Annotated in this window: 12 protein-coding genes and 1 tRNA gene; 5 read left to right on the plus strand and 8 right to left on the minus strand. The window is 34.8% G+C overall.

What is annotated here, in order from left to right; all coding sequences use genetic code 11:
• Positions 1-6 precede the first annotated feature (6 nt).
• Positions 7-1,017, plus strand: a complete 1,011-nt coding sequence (gene hypE / locus P2W75_RS19075; RefSeq protein WP_276381688.1) for a hydrogenase expression/formation protein HypE — start codon at positions 7-9, stop codon at positions 1,015-1,017.
• 93 nt (positions 1,018-1,110) lie between these two features.
• On the opposite strand, the gene purL is transcribed toward hypE, so the two are convergent.
• From purL to P2W75_RS19100, 5 genes are all read right to left on the minus strand, one after another.
• Complete coding sequence (gene purL / locus P2W75_RS19080; protein ID WP_276381689.1) at positions 1,111-4,782, minus strand: phosphoribosylformylglycinamidine synthase; 3,672 nt, start codon at positions 4,780-4,782, stop codon at positions 1,111-1,113.
• Positions 4,783-5,176: 394 nt separating this feature from the next.
• Positions 5,177-7,024 carry an endonuclease gene (locus P2W75_RS19085; protein ID WP_276381690.1) on the minus strand — a complete coding sequence of 616 codons (1,848 nt, stop codon included), beginning with the start codon at positions 7,022-7,024 and terminating at the stop codon, positions 5,177-5,179.
• A 163-nt stretch (positions 7,025-7,187) separates the two neighbouring features.
• Positions 7,188-7,760: a hypothetical protein gene (locus tag P2W75_RS19090; protein WP_276381691.1), complete on the minus strand. Its 573-nt coding sequence runs from the start codon at positions 7,758-7,760 to the stop codon at positions 7,188-7,190.
• A 98-nt stretch (positions 7,761-7,858) separates the two neighbouring features.
• Positions 7,859-8,443, minus strand: a complete 585-nt coding sequence (locus P2W75_RS19095) for a hypothetical protein (protein ID WP_276381692.1) — start codon at positions 8,441-8,443, stop codon at positions 7,859-7,861.
• 58 nt (positions 8,444-8,501) lie between these two features.
• Complete coding sequence (locus P2W75_RS19100; protein WP_276381693.1) at positions 8,502-10,010, minus strand: hypothetical protein; 1,509 nt, start codon at positions 10,008-10,010, stop codon at positions 8,502-8,504.
• A 231-nt stretch (positions 10,011-10,241) separates the two neighbouring features.
• Here P2W75_RS19100 and P2W75_RS19105 point away from each other — a divergent pair, with 231 nt between their 5' ends.
• The 4 genes from P2W75_RS19105 (at position 10,242) to P2W75_RS19120 (ending at position 12,806) form a co-directional block, all read left to right on the plus strand.
• Positions 10,242-10,673 carry a PaaI family thioesterase gene (locus P2W75_RS19105; RefSeq protein WP_207295298.1) on the plus strand — a complete coding sequence of 144 codons (432 nt, stop codon included), beginning with the start codon at positions 10,242-10,244 and terminating at the stop codon, positions 10,671-10,673.
• A gap of 3 nt (positions 10,674-10,676) precedes the next feature.
• Positions 10,677-11,747, plus strand: a complete 1,071-nt coding sequence (locus P2W75_RS19110) for a chorismate-binding protein (protein ID WP_276381694.1) — start codon at positions 10,677-10,679, stop codon at positions 11,745-11,747.
• Between the two features lie 202 nt (positions 11,748-11,949).
• Positions 11,950-12,666, plus strand: a complete 717-nt coding sequence (gene bshB1, locus P2W75_RS19115) for a bacillithiol biosynthesis deacetylase BshB1 (RefSeq protein ID WP_276381695.1) — start codon at positions 11,950-11,952, stop codon at positions 12,664-12,666.
• A 66-nt stretch (positions 12,667-12,732) separates the two neighbouring features.
• A tRNA-His gene (locus P2W75_RS19120) sits at positions 12,733-12,806 on the plus strand.
• Between the two features lie 365 nt (positions 12,807-13,171).
• Here the strand turns inward: P2W75_RS19120 and P2W75_RS19125 are convergent.
• From P2W75_RS19125 to P2W75_RS19135, 3 genes are all read right to left on the minus strand, one after another.
• On the minus strand, positions 13,172-14,020 hold the full coding sequence (locus P2W75_RS19125; RefSeq protein WP_276381696.1) for a neutral zinc metallopeptidase: 849 nt from the start codon (positions 14,018-14,020) through the stop codon (positions 13,172-13,174).
• A 92-nt stretch (positions 14,021-14,112) separates the two neighbouring features.
• Positions 14,113-18,165 carry a PAS domain S-box protein gene (locus P2W75_RS19130; protein ID WP_207295302.1) on the minus strand — a complete coding sequence of 1,351 codons (4,053 nt, stop codon included), beginning with the start codon at positions 18,163-18,165 and terminating at the stop codon, positions 14,113-14,115.
• A gap of 87 nt (positions 18,166-18,252) precedes the next feature.
• Positions 18,253-19,047, minus strand: coding sequence for a hypothetical protein (locus P2W75_RS19135; protein WP_276381697.1), 795 nt, complete (start codon positions 19,045-19,047; stop codon positions 18,253-18,255).
• Positions 19,048-19,153 lie beyond the last annotated feature (106 nt).

The raw sequence follows: 19,153 nt of genomic DNA on the forward strand, positions 1-19,153 counted from the left end.
TATGAAATGAATAAGAATAGCGAAGTAATTCATCTGCATCACGGCAGTGGCGGCGAGCATATGGCTAAATTGCTCAATGAAGTAATTTTTAAGATTTTAAAAAATGATGTTTTAGAAGTTCGCCACGATGGTGCATTTTTAAACCTTCAAGGTAATTTGGCATTTTCAACAGACAGTTATGTGGTTTCTCCCATATTCTTTAAAGGCGGTAATATTGGCGAACTTGCTGTAAACGGAACGGTAAACGACCTTTCGATGTGTGGTGCTGTTCCTAAATATCTTTCTCTGGCTTTAATTATAGAAGAAGGTTTTGGTTTGGACGAATTTACCCAAATTATTAAATCCATAAAAGAAGCCGCTGACAAAGCAAATGTTCAAATAGTTACCGGAGATACCAAAGTGGTCGAAAAAGGAAAAGGCGATCATATTTATATAAATACATCAGGTATTGGTGTTGTGCACGAAAAAGCCAATATCAAAATCGAGAATATAAAAGAAGGAGATGCCATTATTATAAATGGAGCAATAGCTTCGCACGGAATGGCAATTATGTCTGAAAGGGAAGGGCTGGAATTTGAAAGCGATATTCTGAGTGACACTATTAATTTGAATCATACGATTAAAGATTTAATGGATCGTTTTGGAGATAAAATCCATTTTTTGAGAGATGCAACGAGGGGCGGACTAGCTTCTGTATTGAATGAAATAGCGGTTGATGCGAATCTCGGTATTTCAATTTTTGAAGAAAAAATAAAAGTAGAGAATCAAGTAAGAAGCGCTTGCGAATTATTAGGTTTAGATCCTTTGTACGTTGCAAATGAAGGTGTTTTTGTGTGTATAACGGCCTCTGAAATTAAAGAAGAGGTGGTGCGAATTCTACAGAAAATAAATCCTAATGCTTCTGAAATAGGATTTGTTACAGCCGAACATCCGTCAAAAATAATTATTGAAAGTGCTTTTGGCGGAAAGAGAGTCGTAAAACCTCTTGTAGGTGAACAGCTGCCGAGAATTTGTTAAAAGTTTTTCTTGTAAGGTTTCAAAACCTTGCGGAATTATAATAAAAAAAGCGCCCGAATTTATCGGGCGCTTTCTGTAATAAAAATATATTTTTTAGTTTTTCTCAATCCATTTTCTGGCGTTTACAAAAGCTTCATGCCAAGGAGAAACTTCGTCGTTTCTGTCTTTTGGATAATGCGCCCAGTTCCATTGGAAAGTTGAACGCTCAATGTGTGGCATCATAACCAAATGTCTTCCAGTTTTGTCGCACATCATTGCCGTATTGTAATCAGAACCGTTAGGGTTTGCTGGATATCCTTCATAAGCATATTTAGAAACAATGTTATAGTTTTCTTCAGCAAGAGGCAATTTAAACTTACCTTCTCCGTGAGAAACCCAAACTCCTAAAGTACTTCCTGCCAAAGTCGATAACATAACCGAATTGTTTTCCTGAACGGTTACAGAAGTAAAGATACTTTCGTGTTTCTGGCTTTCGTTATGAAGCATTTTTCCGTGAACTTCATGTTCTGGATTAATTACTTCCAATTCCATAAACAACTGGCATCCGTTACAGATTCCAACCGATAAAGTATCTTCTCTTTTGAAGAAATTATCTAAAGCTGTTTTTGCTTTTTCGTTGTATAAGAAAGCTCCGGCCCAACCTTTAGCAGAACCTAAAACGTCAGAGTTAGAGAAACCGCCAACAGCTCCGATGAATTGAATATCTTCAAGAGTTTCACGACCAGAAATTAAATCCGTCATATGAACGTCTTTTACGTCAAAACCTGCCAAGTACATTGCATTTGCCATTTCACGCTCAGAGTTACTTCCTTTTTCACGGATAATCGCTGCTTTTGGTCTTGGTTTAGAATTATCGATTTCTGGTTTTTTTCCTGTAAAATGTGCAGGGAAAGTATAATTTAAAACCTGATTTTTATAGTTTTCGAAACGTGCTTGAGCTCTTCCGTTTTTAGATTGTTTTTGATCTAATAAATAAGAAGTTTCAAACCAAACATCTCTGTAAGTTGGAATATCCAATTTATAAGTTCCAAAATCCAAACTTGCAGTTTCCTGAACCGAACCTAATTTGAAGAACTCGATATTGTTCGCTTTTAATTTAGCTTCAACTGTTGCATCTGATTTTGCTTGGAATACGATTCCGATGTTTTCCGCGAAAAGGATTTTCAATAAGTCTTTTTCCGCGAAAGCGCTGAAATCAATTTTAGCTCCAAGATTTACATCAGCAAAACACATTTCTAATAAAGTAGTGATTAAACCACCGCTTCCGATATCGTGTCCTGCTAAAATTTGGCTTTCGCCGATTAATTCTTGAACCGTATTAAATGCATTTTTGAAGAAAGCCGAATCTTTAATAGTAGAAGTTTCGTTTCCGATTGCATTTCTGATTTGTGCAAAAGACGAACCTCCTAATTTGAAGTCATCTTGAGACAAATTGATATAATAAATTGATTCTCCGTTTTTCTGTAAAACAGGTTCAACCACTTTTCTAATATCGGTACAGTTTCCAGCAGCCGAAATAATAACCGTTCCAGGTGCAATTACTTCATCATTTGGATATTTTTGTTTCATTGAAAGCGAATCTTTTCCTGTTGGAATATTGATTCCTAATTCAATTGCAAAATCTGAACAAGCCTGAACAGCTTCGTATAAACGAGCATCTTCACCTTCGTTTTTACAAGCCCACATCCAGTTTGCAGATAATGAAACTCCTTTTAACTGATCTTTAATTGGAGCCCAGATAATGTTTGATAACGATTCTGCAATTGCATTTCTAGATCCAGCAGCAGGATCAATCAAAGCCGCGATAGGAGCGTGCCCGATAGAAGTTGCAATTCCTTCCTTTCCTAAGTAATCCAAAGCCATTACACCCAAATTGTTCAATGGCAATTGTAACGGACCTGCATTTTGCTGTTTAGCCACTTTTCCTCCCACACAACGGTCAACTTTGTTCGTTAGCCAGTCTTTTGAAGCAACAGCCTCTAAAAGTAAAACGTCTTTTAAGTAGCTTTCAAAATCTCCTGCGTTGTAAGCAACATCAGCATATTTTCTGTCTACCGTTTTATCGGTCATGATGGTTTTTGGAGAACTTCCAAAGAAATCTTCCAAAGCATAATCCATTGGTTTAGAACCATTCGATTTTGATTCGAAAGTAAAACGGTGATCTCCCGTTACATCTCCAACTTCGTACATTGGAGAACGCTCTCTATCAGCGATTCTTTGTAACGTATCGATGTCTTTCTGACCAATAACCAATCCCATTCTTTCCTGAGATTCATTACCAATAATTTCTTTTGCAGAAAGAGTAGGGTCTCCAACAGGCAATTTGTCTAAATCGATCAAACCTCCAGTTTCTTCCACTAACTCAGAAAGGCAGTTTAAGTGTCCGCCCGCACCGTGATCGTGAATCGAAACAATTGGATTATTGTCGCTTTCTACCAATCCTCGGATGGCGTTTGCAGCACGTTTTTGCATTTCTGGGTTTGAACGCTGAATCGCATTCAACTCAATTCCTGAACCGAAAGCTCCTGTATCTGCAGAAGAAACTGCAGCACCACCCATTCCAATTCTATAGTTTTCACCTCCCAAAATAACGATTTTATCGCCTTCTGTTGGTTTGTGTTTTATCGATTGGTCTAATTTTCCGTATCCAATTCCACCTGCTTGCATGATTACTTTATCGTAACCAATTTTTCTGTTTTCTTCTTCGTGTTCAAAAGTTAAAACAGAACCTGTAATAAGCGGCTGTCCAAATTTATTTCCGAAATCTGAAGCTCCGTTTGAAGCTTTGATCAAAATATCCATTGGTGTTTGGTACAACCATTTTCTTTCTTCCACCGCATTTTCCCATTTTCTGTCGTCCTGAGTGGAGTCGAAGGATTTCAAACGAGAGTAAGAAGTCATGTAAACCGCAGTTCCAGCCAATGGCAATGAGCCTTGTCCTCCTGCTAAACGGTCACGGATTTCTCCTCCTGATCCTGTAGCAGCTCCGTTGAAAGGTTCAACAGTAGTTGGGAAATTGTGTGTTTCGGCTTTTAATGAGATAACCGAATCAAATTCTTTTATTTCGTAAAAATCAGGTTTATCAGCCGATTTTGGTGCAAATTGCTGCACTTTTGGTCCTTTTACAAAAGCAACGTTGTCTTTGTAAGCAGAAACAATATCGTTAGGATTTTCCTGAGATGTTTTTTTGATTAATTTGAAAAGAGAAGTTTCTTTTTCTTCGCCATCGATCACAAAAGTTCCGTTGAAAATTTTGTGACGGCAGTGTTCTGAATTTGCTTGAGAGAAAGCAAAAATCTCAGAATCCGTTAATTTTCTACCCAGTTTAGCTGAAAGATTGTTTAAGTATTCAACTTCTTCTTCGCTTAAAGCTAAACCTTCAACTTTGTTGTAAGCCGCAATATCATCAATCTCCAAAATTGGTTCTGGCTGAATGTTGATAGTGAAGATTTCTTGATCTAATTCGTTGAATTTTTGGAAAAGCATAGGATCAAAATCAGTAAAATCTGCCGTTGCCGGATGAAATTCTTCAATTCTGATAATGCCCGGAACACCCATATTTTGAGTGATTTCTACAGCATTTGTGCTCCACGGTGTGATCATAGTGGCACGGGGACCAACAAAAAAACCCGTCAGTGCGGATTTTTCGATCTTATTTGCGTCGGCAAAAAGCCAGTTTAATTTTGAAATGTCTTGAGCTGAAATTTCGTTTTGCGTTTGTACGGCAAAAACAGTTTTGCTTTGGTTTTCAAAGAAATGGATCATTGTGATGTGTAGTTTGTTGTATTGAGCTGCAAATTTAGTTTAAATAAATAGCAAGCGCAAATTTGATAACAAACTCTTTTGAAAAAAATGAAATTGAACTGAAATTAAGTTAAAAATTAAGAATGTGGTTGGTTTTTGTAGAGTTGCTAAGATGATGAGTTTTGTTTCACGCAGATTTAGCAGATTTATTTTTTTTACTGAATTAAAAAACTTTGTCTATAATATATTTTTGATCTGCTTATCTGTGGGAGAAATATTTCCCAAAGGAAGCAGAATTTTTTATTCACGCAGATTTGGCAGATTGTACAGATTTAATTTTTTGAGTCATTTAAAAATCTGTGTCAATTAATTTTTAAGTTTTAATCTGTTTTGATCTGCCAAATGCGTGAAAAAATTATTCTATTGCAATTTTCTTAGTGATCGTTTTTGAATCTTTTTGGATTTTAACGACATAAATTCCTTTTGCGAGATGACCAGCTGTAATGACAGCATCAGTACTGTTTTGTTTTTCGAAAACTTTTTGTCCTGTAAAAGAGAAAATTTCTAAGTCGTAAGGAGAATCAAAATTGTCTAAACCTATATTGAAGATTCCATTTGACGGATTTGGGAAAATCAAAACTTCATTAGATGTTTCAACCACTTCTTCTTCAATTGGGCGAGCCATTTTGCTTCCTAAATTATTGCAGGTATCTTGTGAAAACGAATCCCATTGAGCGCTTAAGTTAAAAGTGGTGCTTGGAGAAGTTACGGTTGATTTTCTTCTTAAAGTGACATCAATAGCAAAATTGGCTGTTCCGCCATTAAAGGTTCCGATGATGTCAATCAAAACGCCATTTTTGAATAAACCTACGGCATCATTTCCATTGAAAGTTAATTCGGTTGCCGTTGTTGAGATATTAGCTGAACTCGTAGAAAAACAACTTGATGACATTGAACTGTTTACCACAACAAATTTGCTTCCTGTTGCTAATGTACCACTCAGAGCCAATCCTGTGCTCCATGAACCAGCACCGTTTGTCTGTTTTTTGATCGTATAAGCAGATAAGTTTACAGAACTTCCAGTATTGTTGGCAATTTCTAAAGCTTTGTTATTTCCAGAACCTTCAATGTATTCAGAAAAAAGAAGATCTGTTGCAGTTCCTGTTCCGCTGCTGTTGGTTGTAACTGAAATAGTATTGCTTGAAGCAGAAGCATTTCCAGCCGCATCTTTTGCTTTTACATAAATTGAATAAGTGGTAGAAGCGGTTAAACCCGTAATGGTAGCTGTAGTTCCAGAAACAGTTGTTTTTAAAACGCTATTAGCATAAACATCATATCCTGTTACGGCCACATTATCTGTAGAAGCGGTCCAGCTAAGCGAAATTGAAGTTGCTGTTTTTGTGGTTGAAGCCAAACTTGTTGGAGTTGTTGGTGCTTGAGTATCTCCAGAAGGAGGAGTGCCGCCCCAAATTTGATTTACATATTCAGGATGATCGATAAACGGATTTCGGTTGTTCTGACGTGCGTAAATCGCATTGTTTCTTGCAATTTCTCTTGCGCTCACAGGGTCTTGCGCGTGCCAAGCTAAAAGCATGTTTAAGAATGCTGTCGTAAAAACTTGATTGCTTGAACCGTTAAACATAGCGTACGAATATCCCGCAACGGTGTTTTCATATCGTGTTGCAAAATAGAAATACATTCTGGCAATATCTCCTTTAAAAGCATTTATTGGTTCGAAAACTGTTCCCGAATACCCAGAAACGGCACTTGAACCCAATTTGCTTCCGTTTTGAGAAGTATAAGTAGCTGAATTTACATTTCCGTGAGGGTAGTTCGAACGCATTCCGTTTACTTTTCCGTCAGTTGGGGTAATAAAATGCGCATCCGCAACCATTGGGGACTGTTCATTAAAAACCGACTGTGGAATAATGTGTTCTCTATTATAGCAATCTCCTTCGGCAGAATAGTTTCCGCATCTTTGCGTTGTTCCTGTGGTGTAGTTATATGGATCTGTTCCTGATGGATTTTCAGAATACATGTCTAAAATAGTTCCGTCATTTTCATAAAAATTATCAACGTCAGAAGTTTGATAAGTGGTGTAAAGTCCGGCATAACCGTTATTGGTGTGGTCTTTAATAATGTTATACAATTGTGTTTTTAAAGTATAACCCGTTCCGGTTGCAGTGCTGTAATAACCCGAAGGGATTTGAGCAAAACCAATTGTGGCAAACATCAATAACAGTAAAAAGTAGTTTTTTTTCATAAATTAATAGTTTAAAATTTGGTTACGGTTTTTTGTTTTTAACTTTTAAATGTCTGAATTTTAATTGATTAAAAACGAATTGTAACAAATCTACTACTTTTATGAATGCAATACGTTAAGCGATGTTTAATTTTAGATATATTTTCTTACGGGTGTTTTGAGGTTATTTAAAGTAACTTTTTTGAGCCTGAATTTTGTTAATTGACAATCCTCTAAATTTATTTTCCTTAATAGCTTTTTCAATGATTTGAGTAGTTTTAACGCCAAGAATAAAAGATGGACTTATTTCTCTTCCGCTTCCAAAACCTACACTCGTAGAGAATATTCCTTCTTCAATTATTTTACCTGTTTTGTGAAAGAAATCTGGAACAGGAACGACTTGATCATTGTATTGATTGCATTTATTACAAAATCTATCCTTTTGCCAAGCAGAAAACTCTAAAATTTCTAAAGGTTTCATTAAAAATAAAGAGTTATCTTCATTAAGTGGAAGAAAATCAACATTAAAATTTAATCCTTCAATGTATTTTTTAAATTTTAATGATGAAATAAACCTACGTTCATAAGTGGCGCTAAAGTCGGCTTTATTTCTTATTTTAAAACTGGTAGGTAAATACGAAAAATCGATACGACATTCACACTCATCACAGAATACTGATTTAGGTGCATTTTCAAAAAAATACTCATGATTGTTAATACAGCTAAGATTGTATGCTATTGTAATATTCTCTTCCATTTTTGTCTAACAATTTGTTATGCAAAAATAATATTATTTTAAAGAAAAAACCTACTTTGTTTAATTGCTCAAAAAAAATAATGAGTTGATTCAAAGATTCACTTTTTTGCTGAAATCTTTTTAATGGCTTTCTGGTATTCTTTTTCAAAATTCTTTCCGTGATCATCAACTATTGTGATGCCATAATCGTAAATGCGGTTCTTTTTTATTTGGTAAAAGGAAACCCAATCTTGACCAGATGCAGCATAACTTTCTACAATATTATATTTTGGATTGTATGTCGGATTTTTGATTTCTTCAAAACCAATGACTTTTATAAAGTTGTTTGTTTTTGGATTGTAGAGATACAAGTTATAGGTCCAATTGCTTCTTACATCAGAAATGTTCTGAATCAAAATATCTTTTATGCCGTCATTATTGAAATCTTGGAATTCGATTTTTTGAGTACTGCTAAAAATCGAATCTTTTACTAAAACAGAAGATTTGTTATTTGTCTTTTGAATTATACTTAAAATTGAATTTTTTTCACCATCGTAACCGTCTTTTTCAGTCTCAAAGTTCTTGAGTTGTATTGTAAATCCTTTGTTTTTATAAATAGAATCACACTGAATCGTTTTGGTATTTTGTGCAAACGTGCTCATGCAGGCTAGAATAAAAACTGCGATAGAAAGATTTTTCTTCATTTGATTATCGTTTTAGATAAAAAACTTTTAAAACTTAGAGTTTATACTTTGTATCTTTTTACTTCGGAAAATCTTTACTCTGATAAGCGCCCAAATCCGGTGGAGAAGTTCTGGTAATTCCTAAAATATCTGTTGGAATGATGAATGCCTGATTCCCTTTCGCGAAAGCGGCAGAAGTTTTATCGATATTCAGCTGATTTTTTGAAACGTTGTAAAACTTCGGATTTTCATTTAAAATGATGTTGTTGTAGTGTTCTGTATCGGTTTTGAATTGATAATCAGCATTTGTTGAACTTCCAAATTTCAGCAGGCAATTGTTTAATTGATAAATGAAAGCTGCGCCTGTATTTTTGCTCAAATTGAATTCGTACGATGTTGAACCGTAAATAATGCAATTGTTGAAAGTTGCCTGTGTCAGCGGATTGGTTTCGGGTGATGCTCCTGCCAGACTATTACTTAAATTAACGGCAAATTGAGAACTGCCCGACCAATTATTGTTAAAAGTACAATGTGTAAAACTGTAATTTCCGCCATAAACACAAGATAAACCGGCTAAACCAGCATAATTAATGGCGATATTTTCTCCTGTAATATGTGCATTTTGAGCTAAAATTCCGTACTCAACGCAATTGTAAATTTGAGTGTTTTTAATTTCAATCGTATTTGACGGACTTCTGAATTCTAATCCCGTAACAGCATTTTTTAAAGTCAAATGATTGATAGAATGATTGGCACTTCCTTTTTCAAAAATCACAGATTTCCATTGTCCTGGAATATCTGAGTAAAGTGATTCTAAACGATCGCCTTCAAAAATGACTTCTTTTTCAAGTTTGTCAGTTGTAGAAACCGCTCCGTTAATTTGAAGAGAAGCCTTATCGCCAACATATAATCCTGAACCGGCATGAAAATGAACTCTTGCGCCGGCTTCAAACGTGACGGTTTTATTTTCGGGAACTCCAGCGTACCCATAAATTACATAAGGTTTCGTATTCGTAAAAAGAAGTTCATTTCCGTTTACAGCATCATTCTCGTCCAGATAAAATCCATCAACAGCTTTACCGTCGATTTGGATTTTTTCTTTTGTTCCGTCAGGATTTTGTTTTGGATATAAAAATACTGCATCTTGAATCAATGTTACCAAAGCGACTTGTTGAAGATTTGCACCGCTGTCAAATTGAATTTCATCGGTATACAAGAAATCAGTTGGATTGGCATCCGTAATATCGGCAGTGGTTTCTATAAAAATATAGAGGCTGTCTTTTGCTAAAAGTGTAACATTGTTGAAAATCTTTCCGTTGTTGCCATTCATTCCGTCAACGGTCATTCGGTATTTAGAAGCCAGACCTTTTTTCAGCTGTATAATCGGAATTGAAATGTCGTTTTTGCTTCTATTAAAGACTTTTAATTGATAAGTGCTTGAACCGATGTTTTTGAAAACAGTATCCAAATATACAGTGTCTTTTGAAAACTTTAAATCTCCAGTGCTGGCAACGGTATCAAAATCAGTTCTACAGGAACTCATCGCGATGAACAAACCAAAAATAAAAAGTATAAAGTGTTGACGCATTTGAATAGTTTTTGTCACAGATTAAAGATTGTATATTCTACATTATGCAAAAAGAAAATAATCTGTTTAATCAGTGGCAAAAAAATATTTTTCAGCCAAAGATAGTTTCCGATTGTTTTTGTAAAAATAACAAAAAACTTACATGTTTGAAGTTGATTTTTAATTTTCGAATGGGATTTTTCAATTTGTGTCAATATCTTCTTTAATTTTACGATTTTAAAGAATAATTTAATGAATCATACAAAAGAGCAGATTTTGGCGCGCTGTAATGAGTTTACAAAAAACACATTAATGGAAACGCTGAAAATAGAATATATCGATGCCGGAGAAGATTTTTTAACTGCAAAAATGCCTGTAAATCCAAGTGTTCACCAGCCAATGGGATTGTTGCACGGCGGCGCTTCGGTAGCTTTGGCAGAAAGCGTTGGAAGTGCTGCTTCTTTCTTTTTTATCAATCCAAAAGAGCAGGAGGTAAGAGGTATCGAAATTTCGGCAAATCATCTAAAAAGTATTCGCGAAGGTTATGTTTTTGGGACAGCCAGAATTATTCACAAAGGAAGAAGCCTGCATCTTTGGGAAATCAAAATTACCGACGAAGAAGGAAATCTGGTTTCACTTTGCAAACTGACGAATATGGTTTTAGATAGAAAGAAAAGTGAATAAATTATGAATCCATTTTTCTTAAAAATTAAAAATCATAAAGAACAAAATTTACCCTTTGTACTTTATTCAAAACCCAATACCGCAAACCTAATTGGGATTTTACAACAAAATAATACGCTGCACACCGTTTTTGATTATAGCGAAAAAGGATTTGTTTTTGCTTCTTTTGATGAAAAACAACTAATTCTGATCCCAGAGAATGAATCGGAAATTATTACTGCGAATAAAGAAATAACTGCATTTGAACCTATTGAAATCGATGATTTGAGTTCTGATTCGGAAGCTAAATTTCAATATGAATATTTGGTCGCGCAGGGAATTCAGGCGATTAAGAATGAAGAATTCAAAAAAGTGGTTTTGTCACGAAGTGAAGAAGTGCCTTTAACCGAATTTGATTTTATTGAAACATTTCAGCACTTGGTGCAGTTATATCCAGCGACTTTTTGTTATTGTTTCTTTCACCCAAAAATCGGACTTTGGATGGGAGCAACTCCAGAAAAACTGTTGAAAGCCAATGGAAATGTTTTTGAAACCATGGCTTTGGCAGGGACGCAGAAGGATAATAATGAAACTGAAATCGTTTGGCAGCAGAAAGAAAAAGACGAACAGCAATTTGTGACTGATTTTATTGTAAAACGTCTTCGAGAATTTACAGCTTTGGTTGTAGTTTCTGAACCTTACAGTTTAAAAGCGGGATCGATCTGGCATATTAAAACGGATATTTCGGGAGTTTTAAAGGATAATTCAACTTTAGAAGAGGTGATTGATACTTTGCATCCAACGCCAGCAGTTTGTGGTCTTCCAAAGAAAAAATCGAAAGCGTTTATTATCGAAAATGAAAATTACGACCGTACTTTTTATACTGGTTTTTTAGGCGAATTAAACAGCACTTTTGCTGGAGCTGATGCAAGTTCTGATTTATTTGTAAATTTACGATGCATGCAGATTCAGGAAACTAAAGCCATTTTATACATGGGCTGCGGTATTACCAAAGAAAGCATTCCCGAAAAAGAATGGGAGGAAAGCGTGAATAAATCCATGACGATGAAAAGGGTTTTGAGAGTTATGAGTTAGAAGTTATGAGTTAGAAGTTATGAGTTATGAGTTGTGAGTTAAAAGTTATGAATTATAAGTTTTAGAACTGAATCTCTTTAAACAAAGTTTGAATTCGTGTGTCACCCTGAGCGAAGTCGAAGGTCACAAAGGGCTTCGACTCCGCTCAGCCTGACAACTTGAAACCTGAAACCTGAAACAAAATAAACAAAAAAACAAAAAAATGAAACTAGATATATTAGCTTTTGGGGCGCATCCGGATGATGTTGAATTAGGTTGTGCCGGAACTATTTTAAAAGAAGTTTCCCTTGGGAAAAAAGTGGGAATTGTTGATTTAACGCGAGGCGAATTAGGAACGCGTGGAACGGCCGAAATAAGAGATCAGGAAGCAAAAGATGCTGCGAAGATTTTAGGGGTTCTGATTCGTGAAAATTTGGCCATGCGCGATGGGTTTTTCGTTAATGATGAAAAACACCAATTAGAAGTCATTAAAATGATTCGTAAGTACAAACCTGAAATTGTATTGTGTAATGCTGTCGACGATCGTCATATCGATCATGGAAAAGGAAGCAAATTAGTTTCTGATGCTTGTTTTCTTTCGGGTTTGATGAAAATTGAAACTTCGATTGACGGAGAGAAACAAGAAGCTTGGAGACCCAAAGTGGTTTATCATTATATTCAGTGGAAAAATATCACTCCGGATTTCGTTGTAGACATTACAGGATTCGAAGAAAAGAAAGTCGAAGCGATTATGGCGTATAAGACTCAATTTTACGATCCAAATTCAAATGAACCTGCAACGCCAATTACGAGTAAAAACTTTTTTGAGAGTTTAAATTATCGTGCGCAGGACTTGGGAAGGCTAGTTGGGAAAGATTTTGCCGAAGGATTTACAGTTGAAAGGTGTTTGGCAGTCAATAGCTTAGAAAATTTATTGTAATTTTTTCATTTTTTTCTTTGTAGAACTCAACCTTTGTTCTATATTTGCACTCGCTAAGCAAAAATGGTGGTTGTAGCTCAGCTGGTTAGAGTAGCGGTTTGTGGTGCCGCGGGTCGCCGGTTCGAACCCGGTCAGCCACCCAGATTTAAAGCCTTGAAGAAATTCAAGGCTTTTTTTGTTTTTGGCTGAAAACAAATTTCAATAATAGAAAATCCAAATTCCAAAATGTAAAGATTTGGAATTTGGATTTTTATTTTAGAATTATAAAGCTAGCTATTTTAAGATAAGGGGAAATCTTCTCAAGAAATAATTGGAATCTTTGTCAAAGTTTTAAAATTTAACAAAGATAATACGTAAGCATTATTATTAAACTTTATGAAAGCTAATTACGAAGATTTTTATCTCTTTAGAAAACCGAATTTTTTAATATTGGTATTTAATAAAAAAAAGCACAACGGTTAAGTTATGCTTTTTGGAATGGTTATTATATTTGGTTTATGTATTATCAGATTTCCTCAAATGTAGTTCCTTCTTTAATGTCGCCAGTTTTATAACCTTTTTTAAACCAGTACATTCGTTGTTCAGATGATCCGTGTGTAAACGAATCGGGAACTACACGTCCTTGCATTTTACTTTGAATAGCATCGTCTCCAACCGCATTTGCTGCACTTAACGCTTCATCAATATCATCGGGATCTAAGTTTTCTTGATTGTAATGTGCCCAAACTCCCGCATAAAAATCAGCTTGAAGTTCTAAGGCTACAGAAAGTTTATTAGCTTCGGCCTGACTTTTTCCCTGCTGATCGCGACGCATTTTTTCAGATGTTCCTAACAATGTCTGAATGTGATGTCCAATTTCGTGAGCAATTACATAGGCAATAGCAAAATCTCCGCCTTTGGCCCCAAATTTGGTTTTAAGTTCTTCAAAAAAACCTAAATCCATATAAACAATTTGATCTGCCGGACAATAAAATGGTCCAGATGCCGAAGATGCTCCTCCGCAAGCGGTATTTACAGCACCTCTAAAAAGTACCAATTTAGGTCTTTTGTAAGTCATTCCATGTTCAGCGAATATTTTACCCCAGATGTCTTCAGTATCGGCCAAGGTTACTTTTACGAAACTGCCCATTTCTTTGTCTTCCTTGCTCAAAGGTGCAGCGGCTTCAGTTTGTGTTGGCTGACCGCCTTGCATTTGTTCTAAAGCAGATCCTACAGCTTGGCCCGTTTCACCGCCAAAAACATTTAATAGCAAAATAATGATTCCAATAACTCCACCGCCAATAGCGACTTTTCCTCCAGATAAACCTCTTCGGTCTTCAACATTATCACTTTCTCTTCTGCCTTGCCATTTCATAGTAAATAGTTTTATGCTTATATGTTATTTGTTGTACGAATTTATATATTTTTTATGAATTAATTAACATTTATAAGATTTAGTTTAAAAAATTATTTCAGCCATTTTACCAAAGTTTCTTCAACCGTTCCTTTCATAATAGGTTTTGAGATATAATCATCCATTCCTGCAGAAATACATTTGTTACGCTCTTCTTTTTCGGCACCCGCAGTTACGGCTATAATGGGCGTGTTTTTGCCTAAAACGGTATTTCGTATGGCTTTTGTGGTTTCATAACCATTCATAATAGGCATCTGAATGTCCATAAATACAAGTGTTGGATTAATAGATTCAAACTGCTGTACTGCTTCGTATCCATTTTCACATTCAAAAATAAAAGCATTATTATACAGGTTTTTTACAATGGTTTTTAAAAGCAGCATATTGACTTTGTTGTCTTCAACAATTAGAAAACGGATATTTTTATTTGCCGGTTCGTCTTCATCGTCGTCATAATCGGATTGCATGTTTTTAAATTCGGCGTTGTATTTTTCGCTGATGCTTTGATTACTGGTTTTTAAATTCAAATCAAAGAAGAAGTTGCTTCCTTCGCCTATCGTACTTTCAAGCTGTAATCGGCTTTCCATTAAGGCTAATAATTGATTTGAAATGGTTAATCCTAATCCAGTTCCTCCAAATTTTCGGGTTGTGGAACTATCTGCCTGCGAAAATGCTTTGAAGATTTTCTTTTGGTTTTTTTCTAAAATTCCGATTCCGGTATCAATAACAGAGAAACGTATGGTGCAATTGTTGTTTTTGTTTTTTTCTAAAACCGAAACATTCAATTTGATTGATCCTTCATTGGTAAATTTTACAGCATTTGAAAGCAGGTTGATCAAAATTTGTTTGATTCTCACAATATCGGTCCAGATGTATTTTGGAACATTAGGATCGACGTTTAGTTCCAGCTGCAGGTTTTTCTGGTTCGATTCATACACGATTAAATCAAATACTTGCCCGAGAACTTTTTTAATATCGTATAAATCAATAAAAAGTTCTAGTTTTCCAGCTTCAATTTTAGAAAAATCAAGGATATCGTTTATAATCTCCAACAGTGAATGTGCCGACTGATTAATCGTAGTCATGTATTTCTCTTGAATTTCTTCTAATTCGGTTTTCATCAATAAATGTGTAAAACCAATAATACCGTTTAGCGGCGTTCGGATTTCGTGTGACATATTAGCCAGAAAATCAGATTTTGATTTATTGGCTGCTTCCGCTAATTGTTTGGCTTTAATAGCGTCTTCGGTTTCTTTTTTATTGGTAATGTCAAAGTAAATTCCACCCACAAATTCAATTTCGTCGCCTTTCTTAATTACGTCGCCAAATTCTTCCACCCAGATATATTCGCCTGTTTTGCGTTTAATACGGTAAACATTATGCAGAGGCATTCCGTTTTGAAGATTGTCGATTTGATTGTTAATGACTTCGTCGCGGTCGTCTTGGTGAATAAGGGATAAAAACGATAAGTTATTTTCAATAAATTCTGTTTTTGAATATCCGGTTAGGTTTTGGATTTCATCATTTAGAAAGATTTTTGTAGAAAAAGCATCAAACTTAGATAAGTAAACGGTTCCTGGGATATTGTTGGCAATAAGTTTGAATTTTTCTTCACTTTCAATGATTTTACTTTCGTTTCGGTTTCTTTCTAAAGCAGATGAAATGTTGTTTGCCAAAATCTGGAAGATGTAGATTTCTTCTTCAGACCATTTTCTTTCTTCGGTACAATCATCAAAACCAATAAAACCTGTAAATTCATCATTAACGTACAATGGCAGAATCAAAATCGATTTGATTTCATTGTCGAGCAGTAATTGTTTGAAAAAGGCATTTTCGAGTTTTCGGGTAAAAGAGCTTAAAATGCGTTTGTTTTTGGCGGCATCAAAGATTTCTTGAAGATTCTCTTCGGTCATGTGTCGCAGAGGCGTAATCTGATGTCGGATTCCTTTTCGCGACCATTTGTATTTTTGGCTGACCGTATTGGTCGAAAAATCCCTTTCGTAATAATACATATGATCTGCTTTGGAAGCTTTTCCAATTAAATCGTACGTTTCCTGAAACATTTCTTCGGTTGATTTACTCAGCAGAAATTTTTCGGTACAAAGCGAAAGTGCGGACAGCAGCTGACTCTTAAATTCCAGTCTCTTCTCGGCTTCCAAACGCATTTGGGATGAAATGGCAAGTGAAATTACGTCTGAAATAGTTCTGGCATAATTGATATCTTCATTATCCCACTCCCGCTGTTCTTTTGTGCTTTCAAAGCAAACTACTCCGGCCAGTTGCCCGCTTAAAAATATCGGAACATCAAGCATGGATTTAATTTGGTTTTTGGTGAAATAAACTCTTTCAAATTCTGAAGTTTCCAATTTGTTAAAAACATCAGGAGCGTTTATAATGGCTTTATTCTGCAGGGTTTCAAAATAAATAGGATAGGATTCCTTACTTAAAATATTTTTATCATTCAGATTTTGATTATCCATGCTGTACAAATTTTTGCAGGTAATCAAATCCTTGTTATATTTCCAAAAACTTACTCTATTGGCTTTACTGACTGTAGAAGCTTCTTTGATAATGTAATCTATAACTGTATCTAAATTATTGTAAGTGCTGAAATCTGTAGTCGAGAGTTTTTTAGTTGAATTGTTGAAAGCTTCGATTTTTTCGAGTCGTCGTTTTTTCTCGTTTTCAGCATTTTTGATTTCAGTAATATCACGGGCAATTCCCGCAAATCCGATAGTTTGTCCCAGATCGTTTTTACGGATAATGATTTTCTGGGAAATCCATAATTCCTGACCATTTTTCTTTAATATCGGAATTTCAATGATAGGGAAATTAGCGCCGTTGCTTTCAAAATTTTCATAAAAATCAACGGCACTCAAAGAATATTTTTCATGAATAAAGTTTGAATAATGTTTGTTGATTATTTCGTCTTCGGCATACCCCAAAAGCGCATACGCAAATTCATTTATAAAAGTAAAATGACCTTCTGCATCAATTTCGAATATAATATCAGTCGCGGTCTGGATAAGGTTTTTATATTGGTCTTGAACATTAACCTGTTCCGTAACATCTTGTCCAATACTGATAATCAAATCATCAGAGAACTTTTTATCTTTCCATTGAATGTATTTGAATTCTCCGTTTTTGCTTTTTAATTTTCGGGTATAAAGTTTATTTTCTTCCCGATTTTCGGGATCATTTTTTTCGCTGAATTCGTCGCTTTTAGTAAATTTCCAAAAGTTAAGTCCCATTACTTCTTCGGGTTGATATCCTAAAATTGGCGTAATAGTTTCACTGCAGAACAAGATCTGGCCTTTTTGATCTGTGGCTATAGTTAGAGAATTTCCTTTGTGAACGATTTCATTAGCAAATCGGAAATTATTTCTGTTGTTTAGTAAAACGGCATATTTTACTTGATTGATAATGAAAATCAGTATACAGAAATTGAGTAGTAAAATAGACGATTTTAACGGAATTAAATGAAATACAATCGTTGCTACTAGAAAAATAAAAATAATGCTCACAAAAGCCCAGTAAATTTTAATGGGTTTTAGAATATTGTATGAGAAGAAAAATGAAATCAAGAAAACGATAATGGGAACAACATCATTAGCTAGATTGATGATATTGAAGCATACATAACTGATGTAAAGAAAAAAGGAGAAAATAAAAATCTGCTGTATTTTATCACGAAGCCATTTTACTTTATCAGTTATCACATAGCAGAGCAAAACTGCAAAACCAATAGAAACATTTACAATCAGAAGGCTTTTGGGTCTGATTTTGAAGATTTCATTGATGATTTCTATGACAATAACTGCGATTCCAAAAAATAAGATATAAAGCTGATATTCTTTACTAACTGTTTCGGCTTCTTTTTTCTTTTCTATGAAATTACCAATTTTCGCTTTTATTCTAAAAAACTGATACACAAGGAGTCCCAAGAAACCAAACAGCGAAAGTCCAAGAATGATAAATTTTGGATTATTGTAGAAAATAATATCAGAATTGAAAACGTACCAGTTTGTCACAATTGATTTCAGGGTATTACCAAAGCGGGTAATTCCTGAAACCAATAAATTGAAAAAACTATAGTTCGTTACCATAGATTTTGAGGGACTTTGGTTTAGTATACAGCGTTTTGAAAATTTCTGAAGAGTTGGTTATGCTCTATAATCAGAGATTTTCAGTTTTTATTCAAAATCCGATTTTCCGATAAAATCAATAGAATCGGGTTGTTGTTGTTCTTCGAAAATAGCATAGTAAGTTGAATATGTGATTGAAGTATTAAAAACAATTGTAAAAATTATTCCAATACAACATCCTATCACTCCAGTCAATGAACAAAGGAATCCTACTACAAATAAAGCAAATATGGTAAACGGACTTTTACTAACTACAATAAGGCTTGATTTGATAGCTTCTATAGCTGGTAAGTTTCCAAAAATGATTAACGGTATTGTAAAAAATGTAAAATAAGAGATCACTATCGATACTCCAATTCCCACATAAGCTATTCCTAAATTATCGATAATAGTAGAAATACCATTACTTACGAGTGCCAAAATAAGCGCCGCTGAAAACAGTTGTAAAAAGTAAGGTTGTTTGTAATAGGCAAAAACACTCCCGAAATCAAATTTTTCGCCTTTGTCAGCACGATCTGCTATTTCAAGAAATCCTGCTCCTAACGGAGAAAATAAAGCGACAAATACTGATACGAAAATAGTAGATAGTATCTGCTGGCCATAATTTAATTTTTGAAAATCTAAAACATTAGTGAAATCACTTAGTATGGCTTGTAATCCATAAAACGCGGTTGCCAATCCCATTACGGCACAAAATACGATAAAGGTAAATACGGCAATTACTAATGCTGAATAAAGTGCAATTTTCTTGTAATTTTCAAAAGCATAACCGAAAATAACAGCAAAGTCTATTGAATAGCCATCTCTTTTGATGTCTTCAATCTGATCACGAGTAGATTTCATTTAAGTGTAAAGTTGTTTTATAGTATCAGGTGTTTTAATATAGTGATATCAGTCGTAAATATAATATTTTAAATTAATTCCGAGTGAAAATCTATAAAACATTACG

The sequence above is a fragment of the Flavobacterium sp. H4147 genome (assembly GCF_029360735.1).
GTDB classification, from domain to species: Bacteria; Bacteroidota; Bacteroidia; order Flavobacteriales; family Flavobacteriaceae; genus Flavobacterium; species Flavobacterium endoglycinae.